This window comes from Streptomyces sp. HUAS CB01 (genome assembly GCF_030406905.1).
In the GTDB taxonomy this organism is placed as follows: domain Bacteria; phylum Actinomycetota; class Actinomycetes; order Streptomycetales; family Streptomycetaceae; genus Streptomyces; species Streptomyces chengbuensis.
The window spans coordinates 4,802,045-4,818,240 of record NZ_CP129137.1; the positions used below are offsets into that span (position 1 = coordinate 4,802,045).

The window sequence follows — 16,196 nt, forward strand, 5'->3', positions numbered from 1 at the left end:
CCGCCCGCCGGCCGAGCCCGCGTGTGCCGTTCGCACTGCCCGGAGGCTCCGCCCGGCCCCCGTCACGTTGGCCCGCCCCCGTGGACGAACGGCGGGCCCTTACGGGCCCACGGCCGCAGACACGCCGTCAGACCGGCAGACGACGGAACAACGGCCGCGGGACGTGCCGCAGCGCCGACATCACCACCCGCAGCACCCCGGGGACCCACACGGTCTCGGAGCGCCGCCGCAGCCCCTTCTCGACGGCCTGCGCCACCTGGTCGGGCGTCGTCGCCAGGGGCGCCTCGACCAGCCCCGCCGTCATCCTCGACCGCACGAACCCCGGCCGGACGACCATCACGTGCACCCCCGTGCCGTGCAGGGCGTCGCCCAGCCCCTGGGCGAAGGCGTCCAGCCCCGCCTTGCTGGAGCCGTAGATGAAATTGGCCCGCCGGGCCCGCTCGCCCGCCACCGAGGACAGCACGACGAGCGAGCCGTGCCCCTGCGCCTGCAGGGCGCCCGCGCAGATCAGCCCGGAGGACACCGCTCCGGTGTAGTTGGTCTGGGCGACGCGGACCGCCGCGAGCGGCCTGGCCTCGTCGTGCGCCTGATCGCCCAGCACGCCGAAGGCGAGCAGCACCATGTCGATGTCGCCCTCGGCGAAGACCTTGCCGAGGACCTCCTCGTGCCCGGCGGGATCCAGGGCGTCGAAGGCCACAGTGCGTACGTCGGCGCCGAGTTCGCGCAGTCCGTCGGCGGCGGAGTCCAGCGCGGGGGAGGGGCGGCCGGCCAGCCAGACCGTACGGGTGCGGCGGGCCACCAGCCGGCGCGCCGTGGCCAGGCCGATCTCCGACGTGCCGCCGAGGACGAGCAGGGTCTGGGGAGTGCCGAAAGCGTCCTTCATGGTGCGTGCTCCTTCGTCACATGCGTACAGGGGCCGGCCGGTTCACAGGGACAGCCGGCGGGACAGGTCGGACACGAACACCCCGCGCGGGTCGAGCCGTGCGCGCAGCGCCCGGAAGCGGTCGAGGCCCGGGTACATCACGGTCAGCAGCTCCGGCCGCAGCCGGGAGTCCTTGGCCAGGTAGACCCGCCCGCCGGCGTCGGCGACGACCTGGTCGAGCCCGTCCAGGAACGCGCCGAGACCCGGCAGTCCGGCCGGCACGTCCAGGGCGAGCGTCCAGCCGGGCATCGGGAACGACAGCCAGCCCGGGTCGCCCTCGCCGAACCTCTTCAGCACGGCGAGGAACGACGGGCACCCGTGCCGGGCGACGCGCCGCACCACCTGGCGCAGCGCCTCCTCCTGCCCGTGGCCGACCACGAACTGGTACTGGACGAAGCCGCTCCGGCCGTAGACGCGGTTCCAGTGGGGAACGCCGTCGAGCGGATGGAAGAAGGCCGGGATGCTCTGCAGCTGCCCGCGGCGTGCGCGGGGAGCGCGGCGGTACCAGAGCTCGTTGAAGAGGGACACGGAGACGCGGCCGAGCAGCCCTTCGGGGACGAAGGAGGGTGCGGAGGGGAGCTGCCGGGGGCGGAACTCCAGCGGCCGGCGTCGTGCGCGCGCCGGGAGCGCGTCCAGCGGGGCGTGCTCACCGCGGGTGAGTACCGCGCGGCCGGTCGCCGCCCCGCGCGCGAGCAGGTCGATCCACGCGACCGAATAGCGGTAGCGGTCGTCACCGGCGGTCAGACGGGCCATCAGGTCGTCGAGGTCGACGGCACGTTCGGTGTCCACCGCCATCAGCGACGTCGCGACGGGGTGCAGCCGGATCGTGGCGGAGAGCACGACGCCGGTCAGGCCCATGCCGCCCGCGGTCGCGTCGAAGAGCTCCGTGCCGGGGACCACCGTGCGCACCTCGCCGTCCGCGGTCAGCAGCTCCAGCGAGAGCACGTGGCGGGAGAACGAGCCCGACACATGGTGGTTCTTGCCGTGGATGTCCGCGCCGATGGCGCCGCCGACCGTGACGTAGCGGGTCCCGGGCGTGACCGGCACGAACCAGCCCAGCGGCAGCAGCACCTCCATCAGCCGGTGGAGGCTGACTCCCGCGTCGCAGACCACGACGCCGCCCTCGGCGTCGATCGTGCGGACGCGGTCCAGGCCCGTCATGTCGAGGACGGCCCCGCCCGCGTTCTGTGCCGCGTCGCCGTAGGCCCGGCCCAGCCCGCGGGCGATCGTGCCGCGGCTGCCGCAGTGGTGCACGGCCGCCACGGCCTCCTCGTGCGTACGGGGGCGGACCAGCAGGGCCGCGGAGGGTGCGGTCCGCCCCCAGCCGGTCACCGGCACCGGCAGATCGTCGTCCCGGCCGGCTGGGGGCGCGGTCGGGGCGGGGTGCTCGGCGGGGGCGACGGGAGCGCACTCGGCAGACATGCGCGCGACGGTATCGCCGACTACGAGCTATTTGTGCTCAATGTCCCTGACTCGCCGAAACGGGTGATTAAACGAGTGTCACAAAATATGACCGCACATTTCGGTCTCATGTTGAGAAGAGTCGCTCCTGGTTCATCGAAAGGGGCGGCAGATGCGAGACGCCGACGGCACACCCCGGCGGGACCCGCGGGACCCGTGCGAACGGCACGGTCCGCAGGATCCGTGTGACCCGCAGGATCCGGGGCGCTGGCAGGGCCGCGCGGGCTGGACCGCCACCGAGCGGCGGCTGCTGGCCGTGCTGCGTGGCTGCGGCGACGAGCCCCGGGTGGCCGCGGCGGCCCGCGCGCTCTCGCACAGTGGCGAGCACGCCGCGCTCTGGCTCGCGGCCGGCCTGGTCTGCGCGGCCGCCGACCGCGAGCGGCGCGACGGCTGGCTGCGCGGCACCGCGCTGATCGCCGCCGCCCATCTGGCCAGCATGGGCGTCAAACGGGTGGTGCGCCGCCCCCGGCCCCTGCCGGTCACGGGCGAGCCGCTCGTGCGTACCGCGGGGCGGCACTCCTTCCCCAGTTCGCACGCCACGTCGGCCGTCGCCGCCGCGGTGGCCTTCGGGGTGCTGCGCCCGGCCGGCCGCGTGGTGGCCCCGCCCGTCGCCGCCGCCATGTGCGTCTCCCGCCTGGTCGCCGGGGTCCACTACCCCAGCGACGTGGCCGCGGGCGCGCTGCTCGGCGGACTGCTGGCACGCGGCGGGGCGGCGTGGCTGCGGGCCGGGGGCGGGTCCGGGACCGGCGGGGGGCGCCGTGTCTGAGCGCAGCACGGCACTGCTCGAACAGCCGGGAGACCCCGAGCGGCCGCCGCGGCGGCCCGGCGGGGGCGCCCGCGCCCACCGGCGTCCGCTGCGTCTGCCGATCGGCCTGGTCAGGACCGCCAGACCCCGCCAGTGGATCAAGAACGTGCTGGTCGGGGCGGCCCCGGCGGCGGCAGGGGAACTGGTGTCCCGGCAGACCGCGGTCCAACTCGGCCTCGTCTTCGTGCTGTTCACGGCCGCCGCCTCCGCCGTGTACCTGATCAACGACGCGCTGGACGCGGAGGCGGACCGGGCACACCCCGAGAAGTGCCGGCGTCCGGTGGCCCGCGGGGACGTGCCCGTGCCCGTCGCCTACACCACCGGGGCGCTGCTCGCCGCCGCCTCGACCGCCGCCGCGGTCGTGCTCTGCAACGTCATGACCGCCGCGCTGCTGACGGCCTACCTGGTGATGCAGATCGCCTACTGCGTCCGGCTCAAGCACGTCCTCGTGGTCGATCTGGCCATCGTCACCACGGGGTTCCTGATGCGCGCCGTGATCGGCGGGGTGGCGCTGTCCATTCCGCTCTCCCGCTGGTTCCTGATCACCACCGGCTTCGGGGCGCTCTTCATGGTCGCGGCCAAGCGCTACTCGGAGGCCGTCGAGATGGAGGGCTCCGACGGGGCGACCCGGGCCCTGCTCACCTCGTACACGGTCGGCTATCTGCGCTTCGTCTGGCAGCTCGCGGCCGGCGTCGCGGTCCTCGGCTACTGCCTCTGGGCGCTGGAGAGCGGCGGGGCCGCCGACGGCTCGCTGCTGCCGTGGCGTCAGCTCTCGATGATCGCGTTCATCCTGGCGGTCCTGCGGTACGCGGTGTTCGCCGACCGGGGGGCCGCGGGTGCCCCCGAGGACGTCGTCCTGCGCGACCGCCCGCTCGCCGTCATCGGGCTGGCCTGGCTGGCGATCTACGGAATGGCGGTCGCGGGCCTGTGACCGAGCCGCTGCACCGGCCCCTGCTCCGTCCGACGGCCGGGACGGCGGGCCGCCCGGACGGGCGGGAGATCGTCTCGTTCCTGCTGGTCGGATGCTGCGCCTACGCCGTCGACCTCGTGATCTTCCTGCTGCTGCGCGGCCCGCTCGGCTGGGAGCCGCTGACGGCCAAGACCCTGGCCTTCCTCGCCGGCTCGACCGTCGCCTACCTGGGCAACGCGCTCGGGACCTACGGCGCCCGCGACCGGGCGCGGCGGGTCTCCTGGCGGGACGGCGCCGCCTTCTTCGGCGTCAACGCGGCCGGCGCCCTCGTCCAACTGCTCTGCCTCGCCGTCTCGCACCACGTCCTCGGCTTCACCTCCGCCCGTGCCGACACCGTGTCAGGGCTGGGCGTCGGCATGGTCCTCGCGACCTGTCTGCGCTTCTGGGGGACGCGGACGCTCGTCTTCGGATCAACGGCGCCGGTCGGGGTAAGGCGTACCCCATGGACTGGCTGACCCGTCTCCCCGTCGTCGGACCGCTCGTGCGGCGGCTGATGCGGACGCACGCATGGCGCTCGTACGAGAAGCTCGACGAGGCGCGCTGGACCCGGCTGGCCGCGGCGATCACGTTCATCAGCTTCCTCGCGCTGTTCCCGCTGATCACCGTCGCCGCCGCGATCGGTGCCACGCTGGTCGGCAAGGAACGGCTGAAGTCGCTGGAGGGCAAGCTGACCGAGCAGGTGCCGGGCATCTCCGACCAGCTCGATCTCGGCGCGCTGGTGGACAACGCCGGCACCGTCGGACTGATCGCCGGAGCGCTGCTGCTGCTCACCGGCATGGGCTGGGTCGGCTCGATGCGGGAGTGCCTGCGGGTCGTCTGGGGCCTCGACGACAAGGAGGACGGCAACCCGGTCGTCCGCAAGGGCAAGGACGCGGTGGTCCTCCTCGGGCTCGGGGCGGTCGTGCTGGCCTCGTTCGCCGCCTCGGCGCTCGGGTCCAGTGCCGTCGGCTGGACCGCGGACCAGATCGGCATCGACCGCGACGGGGCCGGCGGCGCGCTGCTGCAGACCGCCGCCCTCGCCGTCGCGGTCGTCGCCGACTTCCTGATGCTGCTGTACGTGCTGACCCTGCTGCCCGGCGTCCATCCCCCGCGCCGCCGGCTCATGGTGGCGGCGCTGATCGGGGCGATCGGCTTCGAACTGCTGAAGCTGCTGCTCAGCGGCTACATCTCCGGTGTGGCGGCGAACTCGATGTACGGCGCGTTCGGGGTGCCGGTCGCCCTGCTGCTGTGGATCAACTTCACGGCGAAGCTGCTGCTGTACTGCGCCGCGTGGACGGCGACCGACAGCGGCTCCGACGCGGAGGAACCCGTCAGCGGCGAGGCAGACGGCGGACCAGATCGGGCAGCGGCCAGCGCCGGTTGACCAGGAACCCGGCGACGGCGAGCAGCACCAGCGCGACGATGGCCACTGAGACGGCCACACCGACGCCGGTGGACCCCGTGTTGCCGGCGGCTGACGCCTTGTCCGGGCCGTGCTGGTTCTTCTTGCCCTCCTCGCCGGCGGGCGAGGTGCCGCCGGACTCGCCCGACGAGCCGGTGTCCGCCGACCTGGGGGGCACGAGCTCGCCGACCGGCTCCACCTTCCCGGCCGCAGCGAAGCCCCAGTCGAGCAGCCGGGCGGTCTCCTTGTAGACCGCGTGGCTCTCCTTCGAGGACGGGTTCATCACCGTCACCAGCAGCACCTTGCCGTTGCGCTCGGCCACCCCGGTGAAGGTGGAACCGGCGAGGGTGGTGCTGCCGTTCTTCACCCCCGCGATGCCCTGGTACGGGGCGACGCCGAAGTCACCGGTGAGCAGCCGGTTGGTGTTCTGGATCTGGAACGACTCGCGCTTCTTGCCCGGCTTCTGCTCGCCCGGGAACTGGGCGCGGGCGGTCGCGCAGTACTCCCGGAAGTCCTTCTTCTGCAGACCGCTCCGGGCGATGAGGGTCAGGTCGTACGCGCTCGACACCTGGCCCTTCTCGTCGTACCCGTCCGGGGTGACGACGTGGGTGTCGAGGGCCTGCAGCTCCTCCGCGTGCTCCTGCATCTCCTGCACGGTCCGGGGGATGCCGCCGTTCATCTCGGACAGCACGTGGACCGCGTCGTTCCCCGAGCGGAGGAAGACCCCGAGCCACAGGTCGTGCACGGAGTACGTCTGCTTCTCCTTGATACCGACGAGACTGCTGCCCACGCCGACCCCGTCGAGCTCGCCGCGGGTGACCGTGTGCTTCTGGTCCTTGGACAGCTTCGGCAGCACCGTGTCCGCGAACAGCATCTTCAGCGTCGAGGCGGGGGGCAGGCGCCAGTGCGCGTTGTGCGCCGCCAGCACCTCACCGCTCTCGGCGTCGGCGACGATCCAGGAACGGCCCGTCACGCCCTTGGGGAGGACGGGGACGCCCGCGGCCGGCTTGACCTGGGTGCCGGGCCTGCCGAGCTGCGCGCCGCCGACGGTCGACATCACCGAGGGGGGGTTGGGGGCCTTCTCGTCCTGGGTGTCGGCTCGGGCCGCGGCGCTCGCGGGTACGGCGGTGAGCGCGGGCAGCAACGCGGCGGCGGCGATCGTCAGTGCGGTTTTCCTCAGAGCAGACACGGACGAGAACGTACATGGACACGACGACCGCCTCGACACCGGCCGGGTGACCCGCCGCCGGGTCCGCCGGTACAGCCCAGCTCGCCCCGTGGCGGACCCCGCCGTTCCGGTTTCCGCGGGCCCGGCTCCCGTGTCCGGCGTCACCGGACCCCGCCGCTCCGGGGCACGGGACTGCGGCGATACTGAGTCCATGAAGCTCAGTCGCCCCGTCTCCTGGTTCCTGCTCGCGTTCGGGGTGTGGAGCTGGGTCATCTGGGTCACTTTCGTCAGGAACCTGTGGCAGGACGCCAGCGGGCTCGCCTTCGACGACGCCGGTGACCCGACTGCGTACTTCTGGGTCCATCTGCTGCTCGCCGTCACGTCCTTGCTCCTGGGGACGGCCGTCGGGGTCATCGGGTTGCGTGGCGTTCGCGCATTGCGCCGCGACCGCGAATAGGGGAACGTGCCGTGCTCGTCGTCCTGCTTGTGATCGCTGTCGTCGTCACCCTCCTGGTGACGGTGCACTGGTACGTCTGGCGTCGTCTGGTCCGCGACACGACGGCCGGTCCCGGCGCGGCCCGCCGCGCGGGCACGGCGGCCGTGGTCGTGCTGCCGCTGCTCACCGTCGGCGCGTTCGTCTCCAGCCGGGCCGACGCGCCCTTCTGGCTCCAGCAGACCTTCGCGTGGCCGGGCTACCTCTGGCTCGCCGTGCTCCTCTACCTGACGCTCGCCCTGGTCGCCGGCGAGGCCGTCCGCCCGCTGCTGCGCCGAGCCCTGGACCGCCGCGCGGCCGCCCGTGCCCCCAGGGGCCCGGCCTCAGCCGACAGGGTGACGGACGCCTCCCCGGCGTCCGGGGCCCCCGCGGACGCGGCTCCGGACGCGAACGGGAAGCCGGCCGGGGGCATCACGCCCGGCGGCGCGGCCGCCGCCGCGAGCCCCGCGACGGCCGCCGGCCCGGGGGCCACGACGACCGCCGTCGCCGTCCCGGGCGAGGAGGCCCCTGGCGGCACCGCCCGCACGGACGGCGTTGCGGTCCCCGACGCGCCCCCGGCCCCCGGAGCCCCGCCCGCGGGTGAGCGCCCCTCCGGCGGGATGTCGCGCCGGCTGTTCGTGTCGCGGATCGTCGGCGGGGCGGCCGCCGCCGCGGCCGCGGGCACCGTCGGCCACGGGACGTACGGGGTCCTCCGCGGACCGAGCGTCAAGCGCGTCACGGTGCCGCTCGCGAAGCTCGCGCGCGGCGCGCACGGCTACCGGATCGCGGTCGTCAGCGACATCCACCTCGGCCCCGTCCTGGGCCGCGCCCACACCCAGCGGATCGTGGACGCGATCAACGCCACCCAGCCCGACCTCGTCGCCGTCGTCGGCGACCTCGTCGACGGCAGCGTCGCCGACCTCGGCAGCGCCGCCGAACCCCTCGCCCGGCTCCGGGCGCGCGACGGCTCGTTCTTCGTCACCGGCAACCACGAGTACTTCTCGGGAGCCGACGCCTGGGTGGACCACGTGCGCGAACTCGGCCTGACCCCGCTGCGCAACGACCGCGTCGAGATCGCCGGCTTCGACCTGGCCGGGGTCGACGACGTCGCGGGCGAACGCGAGGGCCAGGGACCGGACTTCGCCAGGGCCCTCGGCGACCGCGACCGCAGCCGTGCCGCCGTCCTCCTCGCCCACCAGCCGGTCGTCATCCACGAGGCCGTGCGGCACGGAGTGGACCTCCAGCTGTCCGGCCACACCCACGGGGGCCAGTTGTGGCCCGCCAACTACATCGCGGACATGGCCAATCCGACCCTCGCGGGTCTGGAACGGTACGGCGACACCCAGCTCTTCGTCTCGCGCGGCGCCGGGGCCTGGGGCCCACCGGTGCGCGTCGGCGCCCCGTCCGACATCACCGTGGTGGAACTCGCCTCCCGCGACACCTGACGGTCACCGGAAGTTGGGGGAATTCCCCTTCGGTCGTGCACCCCCTGTGATTGGCTGATCGCATCACGAACAGGGGTGGGCGTGAAGGGGATTCGGGCGATGCCTTCGATCCGGCTGCGGATTTTCGTGTCGTGTCTCGTCCTGGCGGTCGCCGGAATCGGCGCCTGGCGGCTGCTTCCGTCGGAGGACCGGCGTACGCCGGTCACCGTGGGGACGACCGACGAGGTCACGTCCCTGGATCCGGCGGGGGCGTACGACGCCGGGTCCTGGGCGCTGTACAGCAACGTCTTCCAGTCGCTGCTGACCTTCCGGCCCGGCTCGGCCACACCCGTGCCGGACGCCGCGGAGAGCTGCGCCTTCACCGGGCTGAGCCTGCAGACGTACCGCTGCGAGCTCCGCGAGGACCTCACGTTCGGCAACGGCCGCCGGATCACGGCGCAGGACGTCAAACACTCCTTCGACCGGGTGCTGCGGATCAAGTCGGACGTCGGTCCGGGGACGCTGTTCACGACGCTCAGGTCCGTCACCACCACGGGCCGGAGTGTGATCTTCAACCTCGGTTCCCGTGACGCGACCTTCCCGCACAAGATCGCCACGGGCGCCGGCTCGATCGTGGACCGCACGGTGTATCCGGCCGACTCCCTCCGCGAGGGCGGCACCGTCGACGGGTCCGGCCCCTATCTCCTCGGGGAGTACCGCCCCGGCGTCAGTGCCACGCTGAAGCCCAACCCCGCCTACCGGGGCGCCGTCACCAAGCGGGGCGGCCCGGTCGTGATCCGCTACTTCGAGGGGTCGGAGCAGCTCGCGGCGGCCTGGAAGGGCCGGAGCGTCGACGTCACCCACCGCCAGTTGCCGCCCTCGGTGATCGCCGGCCTGGAGAGCAGCAAGGAACGGGTACGCATCGACGAGGCCGACAGTTCCGAGATCCGCAACCTCGTCTTCAACGTCCGCGAGGGCGAACCCTTCGCGAAGAGGTCCGTGCGGCGGGCCGTCGCCGCCGTCGTCGACCGAGCCGCCATCGCGACCGGGGTGCACAAGGCCACCGTCGAACCGCTCCACTCCCTCGTCCCGCAGGGCATCAGCGGGCACAGCACGTCGTTCTTCGACGTCTACCCCCAGCCGGACCCGGAGCTCGCCCGGGAACTGCTGGAGAAGGCCGGTGTGAAGACTCCGGTGCGCTTCACCCTCGCCCACCGGGAGGACACCGCCGCGGCCGCGGAGGCCGCCGAGCTGCGCCGTCAGCTGGAGAGCACGGGGCTGTTCGAGGTGCGGGTCACCGCCGCCGAGTGGCAGACGTTCCAGCAGGGATACGCGGCCGGGAGGTACGACGCGTACACAGTCGGCTGGCTGCCGGACTTCCCGGACCCGGACAACTTCGTCCAGCCGCTGGTCGGCCGGGACTCCACGCTGCGCTCCGGCTACCGGAGCGCGCAGGTCGACCGGCTGATCCAGTCCACGCAGCAGTACGGCGACCGGGGCCGGGCCTCGCGGGACTTCCGGTCCATCCAGGACGCGGTCGCGGAGGACGTCCCGCTCGTACCGCTGTGGCAGAAGAAGGACTACGTCCTCAGCGTCGAGGACGTCTCCGGTTCCCAGTACCTGTCGGACGGCACCGGGATCTGGCGGCTGTGGGAGCTCGGCTGGCTCTGAGCCCGGTGGCCCGTAGGGACCGCGCCAGCCGCCCGGCCGGGGTCAGGCCGTCGTCCCGCGCCCCCGGCGGCCGCCCCGGCCCCCGCCCTCCCGGCCGCCGCCCCGGCCGCCGTCCGTGGCGCCGTCCGTGGTGGAGGACTTCCGGCCCGCCGACCGCTCGGGCCTGCCCGAGGCGGCCATCCCCGCGGCCGTCGGCATGAAGTCCCGCAGCAGCTCGTGGGTCTCCTGCACGAGGGGGCGCAGGACACGGAACCGGGAGAGCGAGATGGCCCGCGCGGTGACCGGTGAGAGCCGCTCGACCAGGCGGCGGCTGTTGGCGCAGCCCTCGGAGCGGTCGTACACCCAGAACAGCACCAGCCCCATCTGCTGGAGCCAGAGCAACCGCGGGAGCGCGTCGGCCAGTTCGGGGTCGACCTTGACCGAGGCCCCCGACAGCACCCGCCGGTGGACGTCGATGGCCGCTTCCCGCGGTCCCTCCGACTCCGGGGAGAAGGGGCTGAGCGGACTGTCCGGGTCGGCCGCGTTCTTGAAGAACTGGGCGGCGAACTCGTGGTACGGCTCGGCGATGTCCAGCCAGCCGAGCAGGACCCCCCGGATGCGTGCCGCGAGGTCCTTCTCGCCGCCGTCCAGGACCTCCGCGACGGCCGCCTGGTGCTGCTCGGCGATCCGGTCGTAGAAGCCCTGGACGAGGTGTTCCTTGGAGGAGAAGTAGTAGTAGGCGTTGCCGACGGAGACTCCGGCCTCCTGGGCGATGGCCCGCATCGTCGTCTTGTCGTAGCCGCGTTCCTGGAAGAGCCGGAGGGCGGTCTCGAGGATGAGGGTGCGGGTCTGCTCGCTCTTCGCTGGCTTTCCGGCCTGGTCCTGCTTCTCGTCCGTCACGTCGTTCACGGTGAGTGAGCCTAGCCGGGCGCGACCGGGAGCTCGCACCGCCCTTCGCAGGAGGCGGCCGTGATCTCGCGGTACTTGGCGGCGGCGAGGACCGTCACCTTGGCGAAGGGCTGCCCGGCGGGGGTGCTCAGCCAGTGGGCCCTGGGCCGGTACTCGGCCAGCGCCCAGAGGCAGACGATCCAGGCTGCGGTGGACCGGTACACCTGGCCCCGGTCGCCGATCACCGTGATCTCCCGCAGGGTGCTCTCGTGGTCCAGGGCCGGGAAGCGGCGCCTGGCCTCCTCCGACGCCGCCGGGACGAGCTCCAGCGGGACGAGCTGCCGCTGCCGCAGCAGCCAGTGGCGCAGATGGACGCAGAGCGGGCACTGTGCGTCGTACAGCACGGTCAGCCGTTGCACGGGGACTCCCACGGCCGCTCACGCATCCGCGACGGGCGTGGCCCAGGGGCCCTTGTCGCCGGGCGGGGTCCAGCCCTGCGGCGGGACCGGCGGCGTCTGCTCGCGCTCCATCACGCCGCGACGGCGGATCTTGTTGAGCACGTAGACGTTGGCGAGGTGCATCACCCCGAGGACGAGCAGCACGACTCCCAGCTTCACCGAGAGGGCCTCGAACAGCCGGCGGGCGTCGGCCACGGCGTCGTCCTGGCTCAGGTAGAGGGCGACGAATCCGAAGTTGACGAGGTAGAAGCCCACCACCAGCAGGTGGTTGACGGCTTCCGCCAGCCTCTCGTTCCCGTGCAGGACGTCGGAGAGGAAGATCCGTCCGTTCCGGCTGAGCGTACGGGCCACCCAGATGGTGAGCGCGACGCTGATCAGCAGGTAGACGACGTACGCGGCAACAGTGAGGTCCATTGCCCCACCCTCCTTTGAACGCGTTCAAAAGGTCTTGTCCAGGACTGTAGTCCTCTTCTTGAACGTGTTCAAGTCGTTTCCGGCGGGGCGGAAAACGGCGCGCGCCGCACGCGCGCGGCCCGTAGGGTCGGCGGGATGACGATTGCTCACGATGTGGCGGGGGACGGCCCCGCGGTGGTGCTCCTGCATTCCTCGGTCTGCGACCGCCGGATGTGGGACGAACAGCGGGACGCCCTGACCGGCTCGGGGTACCGGGTGGTGCGCCCCGACTTCCGGGGCTTCGGCGGCACCCCTGCCGAGGCCGTGCGCCCGTACAGCGACGCGGACGACGTCCTCGCGCTCCTGGACGCGCTCGGGATCGAACGCGCGGCCCTCGTCGGGGCCTCGTACGGCGGCGGTGTCGCCGTCCGGATCGCCGCGACGCGACCCGAGCGGGTGACGGCGCTCGCCCTGCTCTGCTCCGGGCTGCCCGGTCATGAACCGGGCCCCGGCCTGCTGGACTTCGACCGCCGGGAGGACGAACTCGTGGCCGCGGGCGACCTCGACGCCGCCGTGGAGCTGAACGTGGCCACCTGGCTGGGCCCGGAGGCCGGCGAGACCGTGCGCCGGCGCGTACGGGCCATGCAGCGGCACGCCTTCGACGTGCAGCTCGCTGCGGACGCCGAGGCGGAGAAGGCCGGCCTGGAGCCGGCGGACTGCGAGGAGCCGCGGATCGACCCGGGCGCGGTCACGGCCCCCGCCCTCGTGGTGTCGGGCGCTCACGACCTCGACGACTTCAGGGCCATGTCCGTGCGGCTCGCCGAGCTGATCCCCGGGGCGCGGTCCGTCGAGCTTCCGTGGGCCGGTCACCTCCCCTCGCTGGAGCGGCCGGCCGAAGTGACGGACCTGCTCCGGGACTTCCTGCGGGACAGCGGCCTCCACCGGGACGGCGCCGCCGCACCCGTGTCACCCACCGCCTGACGGCCCCGGGCCCCGGTCCGCCCCGCCGCGGACGCCCGTCGTGGCCGTCCCGGGCCGGGCCCGTCCTCGCGTACGGCGCCGGGGCCGGGTCAGGCGCTCAGTGCCCGGGCGTGGTTGATCCGGTCCATGACCCAGTACAGGGTGTCCGGGCCGGTCGCCGGGACGAGCGTCGTGTGATGGCGGCCGCCGCTGGTGACGCCGACGTGGACGCAGCCCGTCGTCCGCCGTTCCTTCATGAGCAGGAAGAGCAGACCGAGAAGGCAGAAGACCGCGAAGACGACCGCGAGCACGACGCCGACGGTCGGGATCCGCTCCTCGGTCCGGGACATGTCCGTCACGTTCCACACCGCGCCCTTGAGTGGCAGCGTCCCGTTCGGGGTCACGATGGAGTCCTGGAGGACGACGATGTCGCCGATCGCCAGCAGCGGGACGCCCGGGCCGCCCGCGTGGGCGAGCGGCGCCGGGGCGAAGCCGCCGTGGCCGTACTCGGGTGCGCCCGGCGGGTCCGCCGGGCCCCACTGGTAGTCGCCGCCGTCCTGGTAGGGGTTCGGCTGGTTCATCGGTCCCCGCTCTCGCATGACAGAAGCTGGCTCGGCAGTAGCACGCGCGACGGAACACAGGGTGAGGGCCCGGTTCCGTACGGTGAGCGTACAGAAACGGGCCCTCGGTGGAGCGTCTGACCCCGCGCTCAGAAGCGGCGGGTGATCAGCGCGCGCTTGACCTCCTGGATCGCCTTCGTGACCTCGATGCCACGCGGGCAGGCGTCCGTGCAGTTGAACGTCGTGCGGCAACGCCACACGCCGTCCTTGTCGTTGAGGATCTCCAGGCGCTGCTCGCCCGCCTCGTCACGCGAGTCGAAGATGAAGCGGTGCGCGTTGACGATCGCCGCCGGGCCGAAGTACTGCCCGTCGTTCCAGAACACCGGGCAGGACGAGGTGCACGCGGCGCACAGGATGCACTTGGTGGTGTCGTCGAAGCGCTCGCGGTCCTCGGCCGACTGCAGCCGCTCGCGCGTGGGCTCGTTGCCCTTGGTGACCAGGAACGGCATGACGTCCCGGTACGCCTGGAAGAACGGCTCCATGTCCACGACCAGGTCCTTGAGGACCGTCAGGCCCTTGATGGCCTCGATCGTGATGGGCTTCTCCGGGTTGATGTCCTTGATCAGCGTCTTGCAGGCGAGCCTGTTCTTGCCGTTGATCCGCATCGCGTCGGAGCCGCAGATGCCGTGCGCGCAGGAGCGACGGAAGGTCAGCGTGCCGTCGACGTCCCACTTGATCTTGTGGAGACCGTCGAGCACGCGCTCCTTCGGGTCGATCTCGATCTGGAAGTCCTCCCAGACCGCCGCGTCCGAGATCTCGGGGTTGAAGCGGCGGATCCGGAAGGTGACCGTGATGTACGGGGAGGAGACGGCCTCCGCCTCCACCTTGTCCATGGTCGGGGTAGCCATCAGTACTTACGCTCCATCGGCTGGTAGCGGGTCTGGACGACGGGCTTGTAGTCGAGACGCACGGTCTCGGTGCCGTCGGCGCCGACCTCGCGGTACGCCATGGTGTGGCGCATGAAGTTGACGTCGTCGCGGTTCGGGAAGTCCTCGCGGTAGTGACCGCCGCGGGACTCCTTGCGGGCCAGGGCGGAGACGGCCATGACCTCGGCGAGGTCGAGCAGGTTGCCCAGCTCGACGGCCTCCAGCAGATCCGTGTTGAACCGCTTGCCCTTGTCCTGGACGGACACGTTCTTGTAGCGCTCGCGCAGCTCGGCGATCTTCTCGACGGCCGTCTTGATGGTCTGCTCCGTGCGGAACACCATCACGTTGGCGTCCATCGTCTCCTGCAGCTCACGCCGCAGTTCGGCGACCCGCTCGCCGCCGGTGGAGTTGCGCAGGCGCTCGACCTGCTCCTCCACGAGGGAGGCCGGGTTCTCCGGCAGGTCGACCCAGTCGGCCTTCGCGGAGTACTCGGCGGCGGCGATGCCGGCGCGCTTGCCGAAGACGTTGATGTCGAGGAGCGAGTTGGTGCCGAGGCGGTTGGCGCCGTGCACCGACACACAGGCGACCTCACCCGCGGCGTACAGGCCCGGTACGACGGTGGTGTTGTCCGCCAGGACCTCACCCTCGACGTTGGTCGGGATTCCGCCCATCGCGTAGTGCGCGGTCGGCTGGATCGGGATCGGGTCCGTGTAGGGCTCGATGCCGAGGTACGTCCGCGCGAACTCGGTGATGTCCGGCAGCTTGGCGTCCAGCTGCTCCGGCGGGAGGTGCGTCAGGTCCAGGTAGACGTGGTCGCCCTCGGGACCGCAGCCGCGGCCCTCGCGGATCTCCGTGTAGATGGAGCGGGAGACGACGTCACGGGAGGCGAGGTCCTTCATGACGGGCGCGTACTTCTCCATGAAGCGCTCGCCGTCCTTGTTGCGGAGGATGCCGCCCTCGCCGCGGGCGCCCTCGGTGAGGAGGATGCCCATGCGCCAGATGCCCGTCGGGTGGAACTGGAAGAACTCCATGTCCTCCAGCGGCAGGCCGCGCCGGTAGCAGGCCGCCTGGCCGTCACCGGTGAGGGTGTGCGCGTTGGAGGTCACCTTGAAGAACTTGCCGGTGCCGCCGGAGGCGTAGATGACGGCCTTCGCCTGGAAGACGTGGATCTCGCCGGTGGCCAGCTCGTAGGCGACCACGCCGGCCGACTTCCTGACGCCGTCCACCTCGGTGATCAGCTGGTCCAGGACGTAGAACTCGTTGAAGAACTCCACGCCCTCCTTGACGCAGTTCTGGTACAGCGTCTGGAGGATCATGTGGCCCGTGCGGTCCGCGGCGTAGCAGGACCGGCGGACGGGGGCCTCGCCGTGGTTGCGGGAGTGGCCGCCGAAGCGGCGCTGGTCGATGGTGCCCTGCGGCGTCCGGTTGAACGGCAGGCCCATCTTCTCCAGGTCGAGGACGGCGTCGATGGCCTCCTTCGCCAGGATCTCGGCGGCGTCCTGGTCGACCAGGTAGTCACCGCCCTTGACCGTGTCGAAGGTGTGCCACTCCCAGTTGTCCTCCTCCACGTTCGCCAGCGCGGCGGCCATGCCGCCCTGCGCGGCGCCCGTGTGGGAGCGGGTGGGGTACAGCTTCGTCAGCACGGCGGTACGGCTGCGCTTCGTCGACTCGATCGCGGCGCGCATGCCGGCGCCGCCGGCGCCGACGATGACGGTGTCGTACTTGTGAATCTTCATGGTGTGGAACCTCAGCCCCGTG

General features: G+C 72.3%; 17 protein-coding genes. 8 read left to right on the plus strand and 9 right to left on the minus strand.

Annotation, left to right across the window (positions count from 1 at the left end; translation table 11 throughout):
- Nucleotides 1-127: 127 nt before the first annotated feature.
- Nucleotides 128-883: a decaprenylphospho-beta-D-erythro-pentofuranosid-2-ulose 2-reductase gene (gene dprE2 / locus QRN89_RS21365; RefSeq protein WP_290350984.1), complete on the minus strand. Its 756-nt coding sequence runs from the start codon at nt 881-883 to the stop codon at nt 128-130.
- A 42-nt stretch (nt 884-925) separates the two neighbouring features.
- Nucleotides 926-2,344, minus strand: coding sequence for a decaprenylphosphoryl-beta-D-ribose oxidase (gene dprE1 / locus QRN89_RS21370; protein ID WP_290350985.1), 1,419 nt, complete (start codon nt 2,342-2,344; stop codon nt 926-928).
- Between the two features lie 151 nt (nt 2,345-2,495).
- Between dprE1 and QRN89_RS21375 the strand changes: the two genes are divergently transcribed.
- From QRN89_RS21375 to QRN89_RS21390, 4 genes are read left to right on the plus strand one after another with little or no spacing between them, the layout of a single operon-like run.
- Nucleotides 2,496-3,149, plus strand: a complete 654-nt coding sequence (locus QRN89_RS21375) for a phosphatase PAP2 family protein (RefSeq protein ID WP_290350986.1) — start codon at nt 2,496-2,498, stop codon at nt 3,147-3,149.
- Nucleotides 3,142-4,119: a decaprenyl-phosphate phosphoribosyltransferase gene (locus QRN89_RS21380; protein WP_290350987.1), complete on the plus strand. Its 978-nt coding sequence runs from the start codon at nt 3,142-3,144 to the stop codon at nt 4,117-4,119. Before QRN89_RS21375 ends, QRN89_RS21380 begins: the two co-directional genes overlap by 8 nt.
- Nucleotides 4,120-4,139: 20 nt before the next feature.
- Nucleotides 4,140-4,613, plus strand: a complete 474-nt coding sequence (locus QRN89_RS21385) for a GtrA family protein (protein ID WP_390701409.1) — start codon at nt 4,140-4,142, stop codon at nt 4,611-4,613.
- Entirely contained in the window at nt 4,601-5,521 is a 921-nt protein-coding gene (locus QRN89_RS21390) for a YihY/virulence factor BrkB family protein (protein WP_290350988.1), read from the plus strand. Before QRN89_RS21385 ends, QRN89_RS21390 begins: the two co-directional genes overlap by 13 nt.
- On the opposite strand, the gene QRN89_RS21395 is transcribed toward QRN89_RS21390, so the two are convergent.
- Nucleotides 5,469-6,728, minus strand: coding sequence for a D-alanyl-D-alanine carboxypeptidase family protein (locus QRN89_RS21395; protein WP_356948644.1), 1,260 nt, complete (start codon nt 6,726-6,728; stop codon nt 5,469-5,471). The two genes, QRN89_RS21390 and QRN89_RS21395, sit on opposite strands and share 53 nt — an antisense overlap.
- 190 nt (nt 6,729-6,918) lie before the next feature.
- Here QRN89_RS21395 and QRN89_RS21400 point away from each other — a divergent pair, with 190 nt between their 5' ends.
- The 3 genes from QRN89_RS21400 (at nt 6,919) to QRN89_RS21410 (ending at nt 10,274) form a co-directional block, all read left to right on the plus strand.
- Nucleotides 6,919-7,164, plus strand: coding sequence for an SCO4848 family membrane protein (locus QRN89_RS21400; RefSeq protein ID WP_290350990.1), 246 nt, complete (start codon nt 6,919-6,921; stop codon nt 7,162-7,164).
- A gap of 11 nt (nt 7,165-7,175) precedes the next feature.
- Entirely contained in the window at nt 7,176-8,624 is a 1,449-nt protein-coding gene (locus QRN89_RS21405) for a metallophosphoesterase (protein ID WP_290350991.1), read from the plus strand.
- Nucleotides 8,625-8,723: 99 nt separating this feature from the next.
- Nucleotides 8,724-10,274 carry an ABC transporter substrate-binding protein gene (locus QRN89_RS21410; protein WP_290350992.1) on the plus strand — a complete coding sequence of 517 codons (1,551 nt, stop codon included), beginning with the start codon at nt 8,724-8,726 and terminating at the stop codon, nt 10,272-10,274.
- A 42-nt stretch (nt 10,275-10,316) separates the two neighbouring features.
- On the opposite strand, the gene QRN89_RS21415 is transcribed toward QRN89_RS21410, so the two are convergent.
- From QRN89_RS21415 to QRN89_RS21425, 3 genes are read right to left on the minus strand one after another with little or no spacing between them, the layout of a single operon-like run.
- Nucleotides 10,317-11,162, minus strand: a complete 846-nt coding sequence (locus QRN89_RS21415) for a TetR family transcriptional regulator (RefSeq protein ID WP_290350993.1) — start codon at nt 11,160-11,162, stop codon at nt 10,317-10,319.
- Between the two features lie 11 nt (nt 11,163-11,173).
- A complete protein-coding gene (locus tag QRN89_RS21420) occupies nt 11,174-11,560 on the minus strand; it encodes a thiol-disulfide oxidoreductase DCC family protein (protein ID WP_356948645.1) in 387 nt (128 codons plus the stop codon).
- An 18-nt stretch (nt 11,561-11,578) separates the two neighbouring features.
- Nucleotides 11,579-12,013: a hypothetical protein gene (locus QRN89_RS21425; protein ID WP_290350995.1), complete on the minus strand. Its 435-nt coding sequence runs from the start codon at nt 12,011-12,013 to the stop codon at nt 11,579-11,581.
- A gap of 135 nt (nt 12,014-12,148) precedes the next feature.
- Here QRN89_RS21425 and QRN89_RS21430 point away from each other — a divergent pair, with 135 nt between their 5' ends.
- Nucleotides 12,149-12,973: an alpha/beta fold hydrolase gene (locus tag QRN89_RS21430; protein ID WP_290350996.1), complete on the plus strand. Its 825-nt coding sequence runs from the start codon at nt 12,149-12,151 to the stop codon at nt 12,971-12,973.
- Between the two features lie 89 nt (nt 12,974-13,062).
- Here QRN89_RS21430 and QRN89_RS21435 read toward each other — a convergent pair whose 3' ends face one another.
- The 3 genes from QRN89_RS21435 to sdhA form a co-directional block, all read right to left on the minus strand.
- Nucleotides 13,063-13,533 (minus strand): hypothetical protein, encoded by a 471-nt coding sequence (locus tag QRN89_RS21435; protein WP_290350997.1) that lies wholly within the window; start codon nt 13,531-13,533, stop codon nt 13,063-13,065.
- A 128-nt stretch (nt 13,534-13,661) separates the two neighbouring features.
- Nucleotides 13,662-14,420: a succinate dehydrogenase iron-sulfur subunit gene (locus QRN89_RS21440; protein WP_290350998.1), complete on the minus strand. Its 759-nt coding sequence runs from the start codon at nt 14,418-14,420 to the stop codon at nt 13,662-13,664.
- Nucleotides 14,420-16,174 (minus strand): succinate dehydrogenase flavoprotein subunit, encoded by a 1,755-nt coding sequence (gene sdhA, locus QRN89_RS21445; RefSeq protein WP_290350999.1) that lies wholly within the window; start codon nt 16,172-16,174, stop codon nt 14,420-14,422. The genes QRN89_RS21440 and sdhA overlap by 1 nt, the downstream gene beginning before the upstream one ends.
- Nucleotides 16,175-16,196 lie beyond the last annotated feature (22 nt).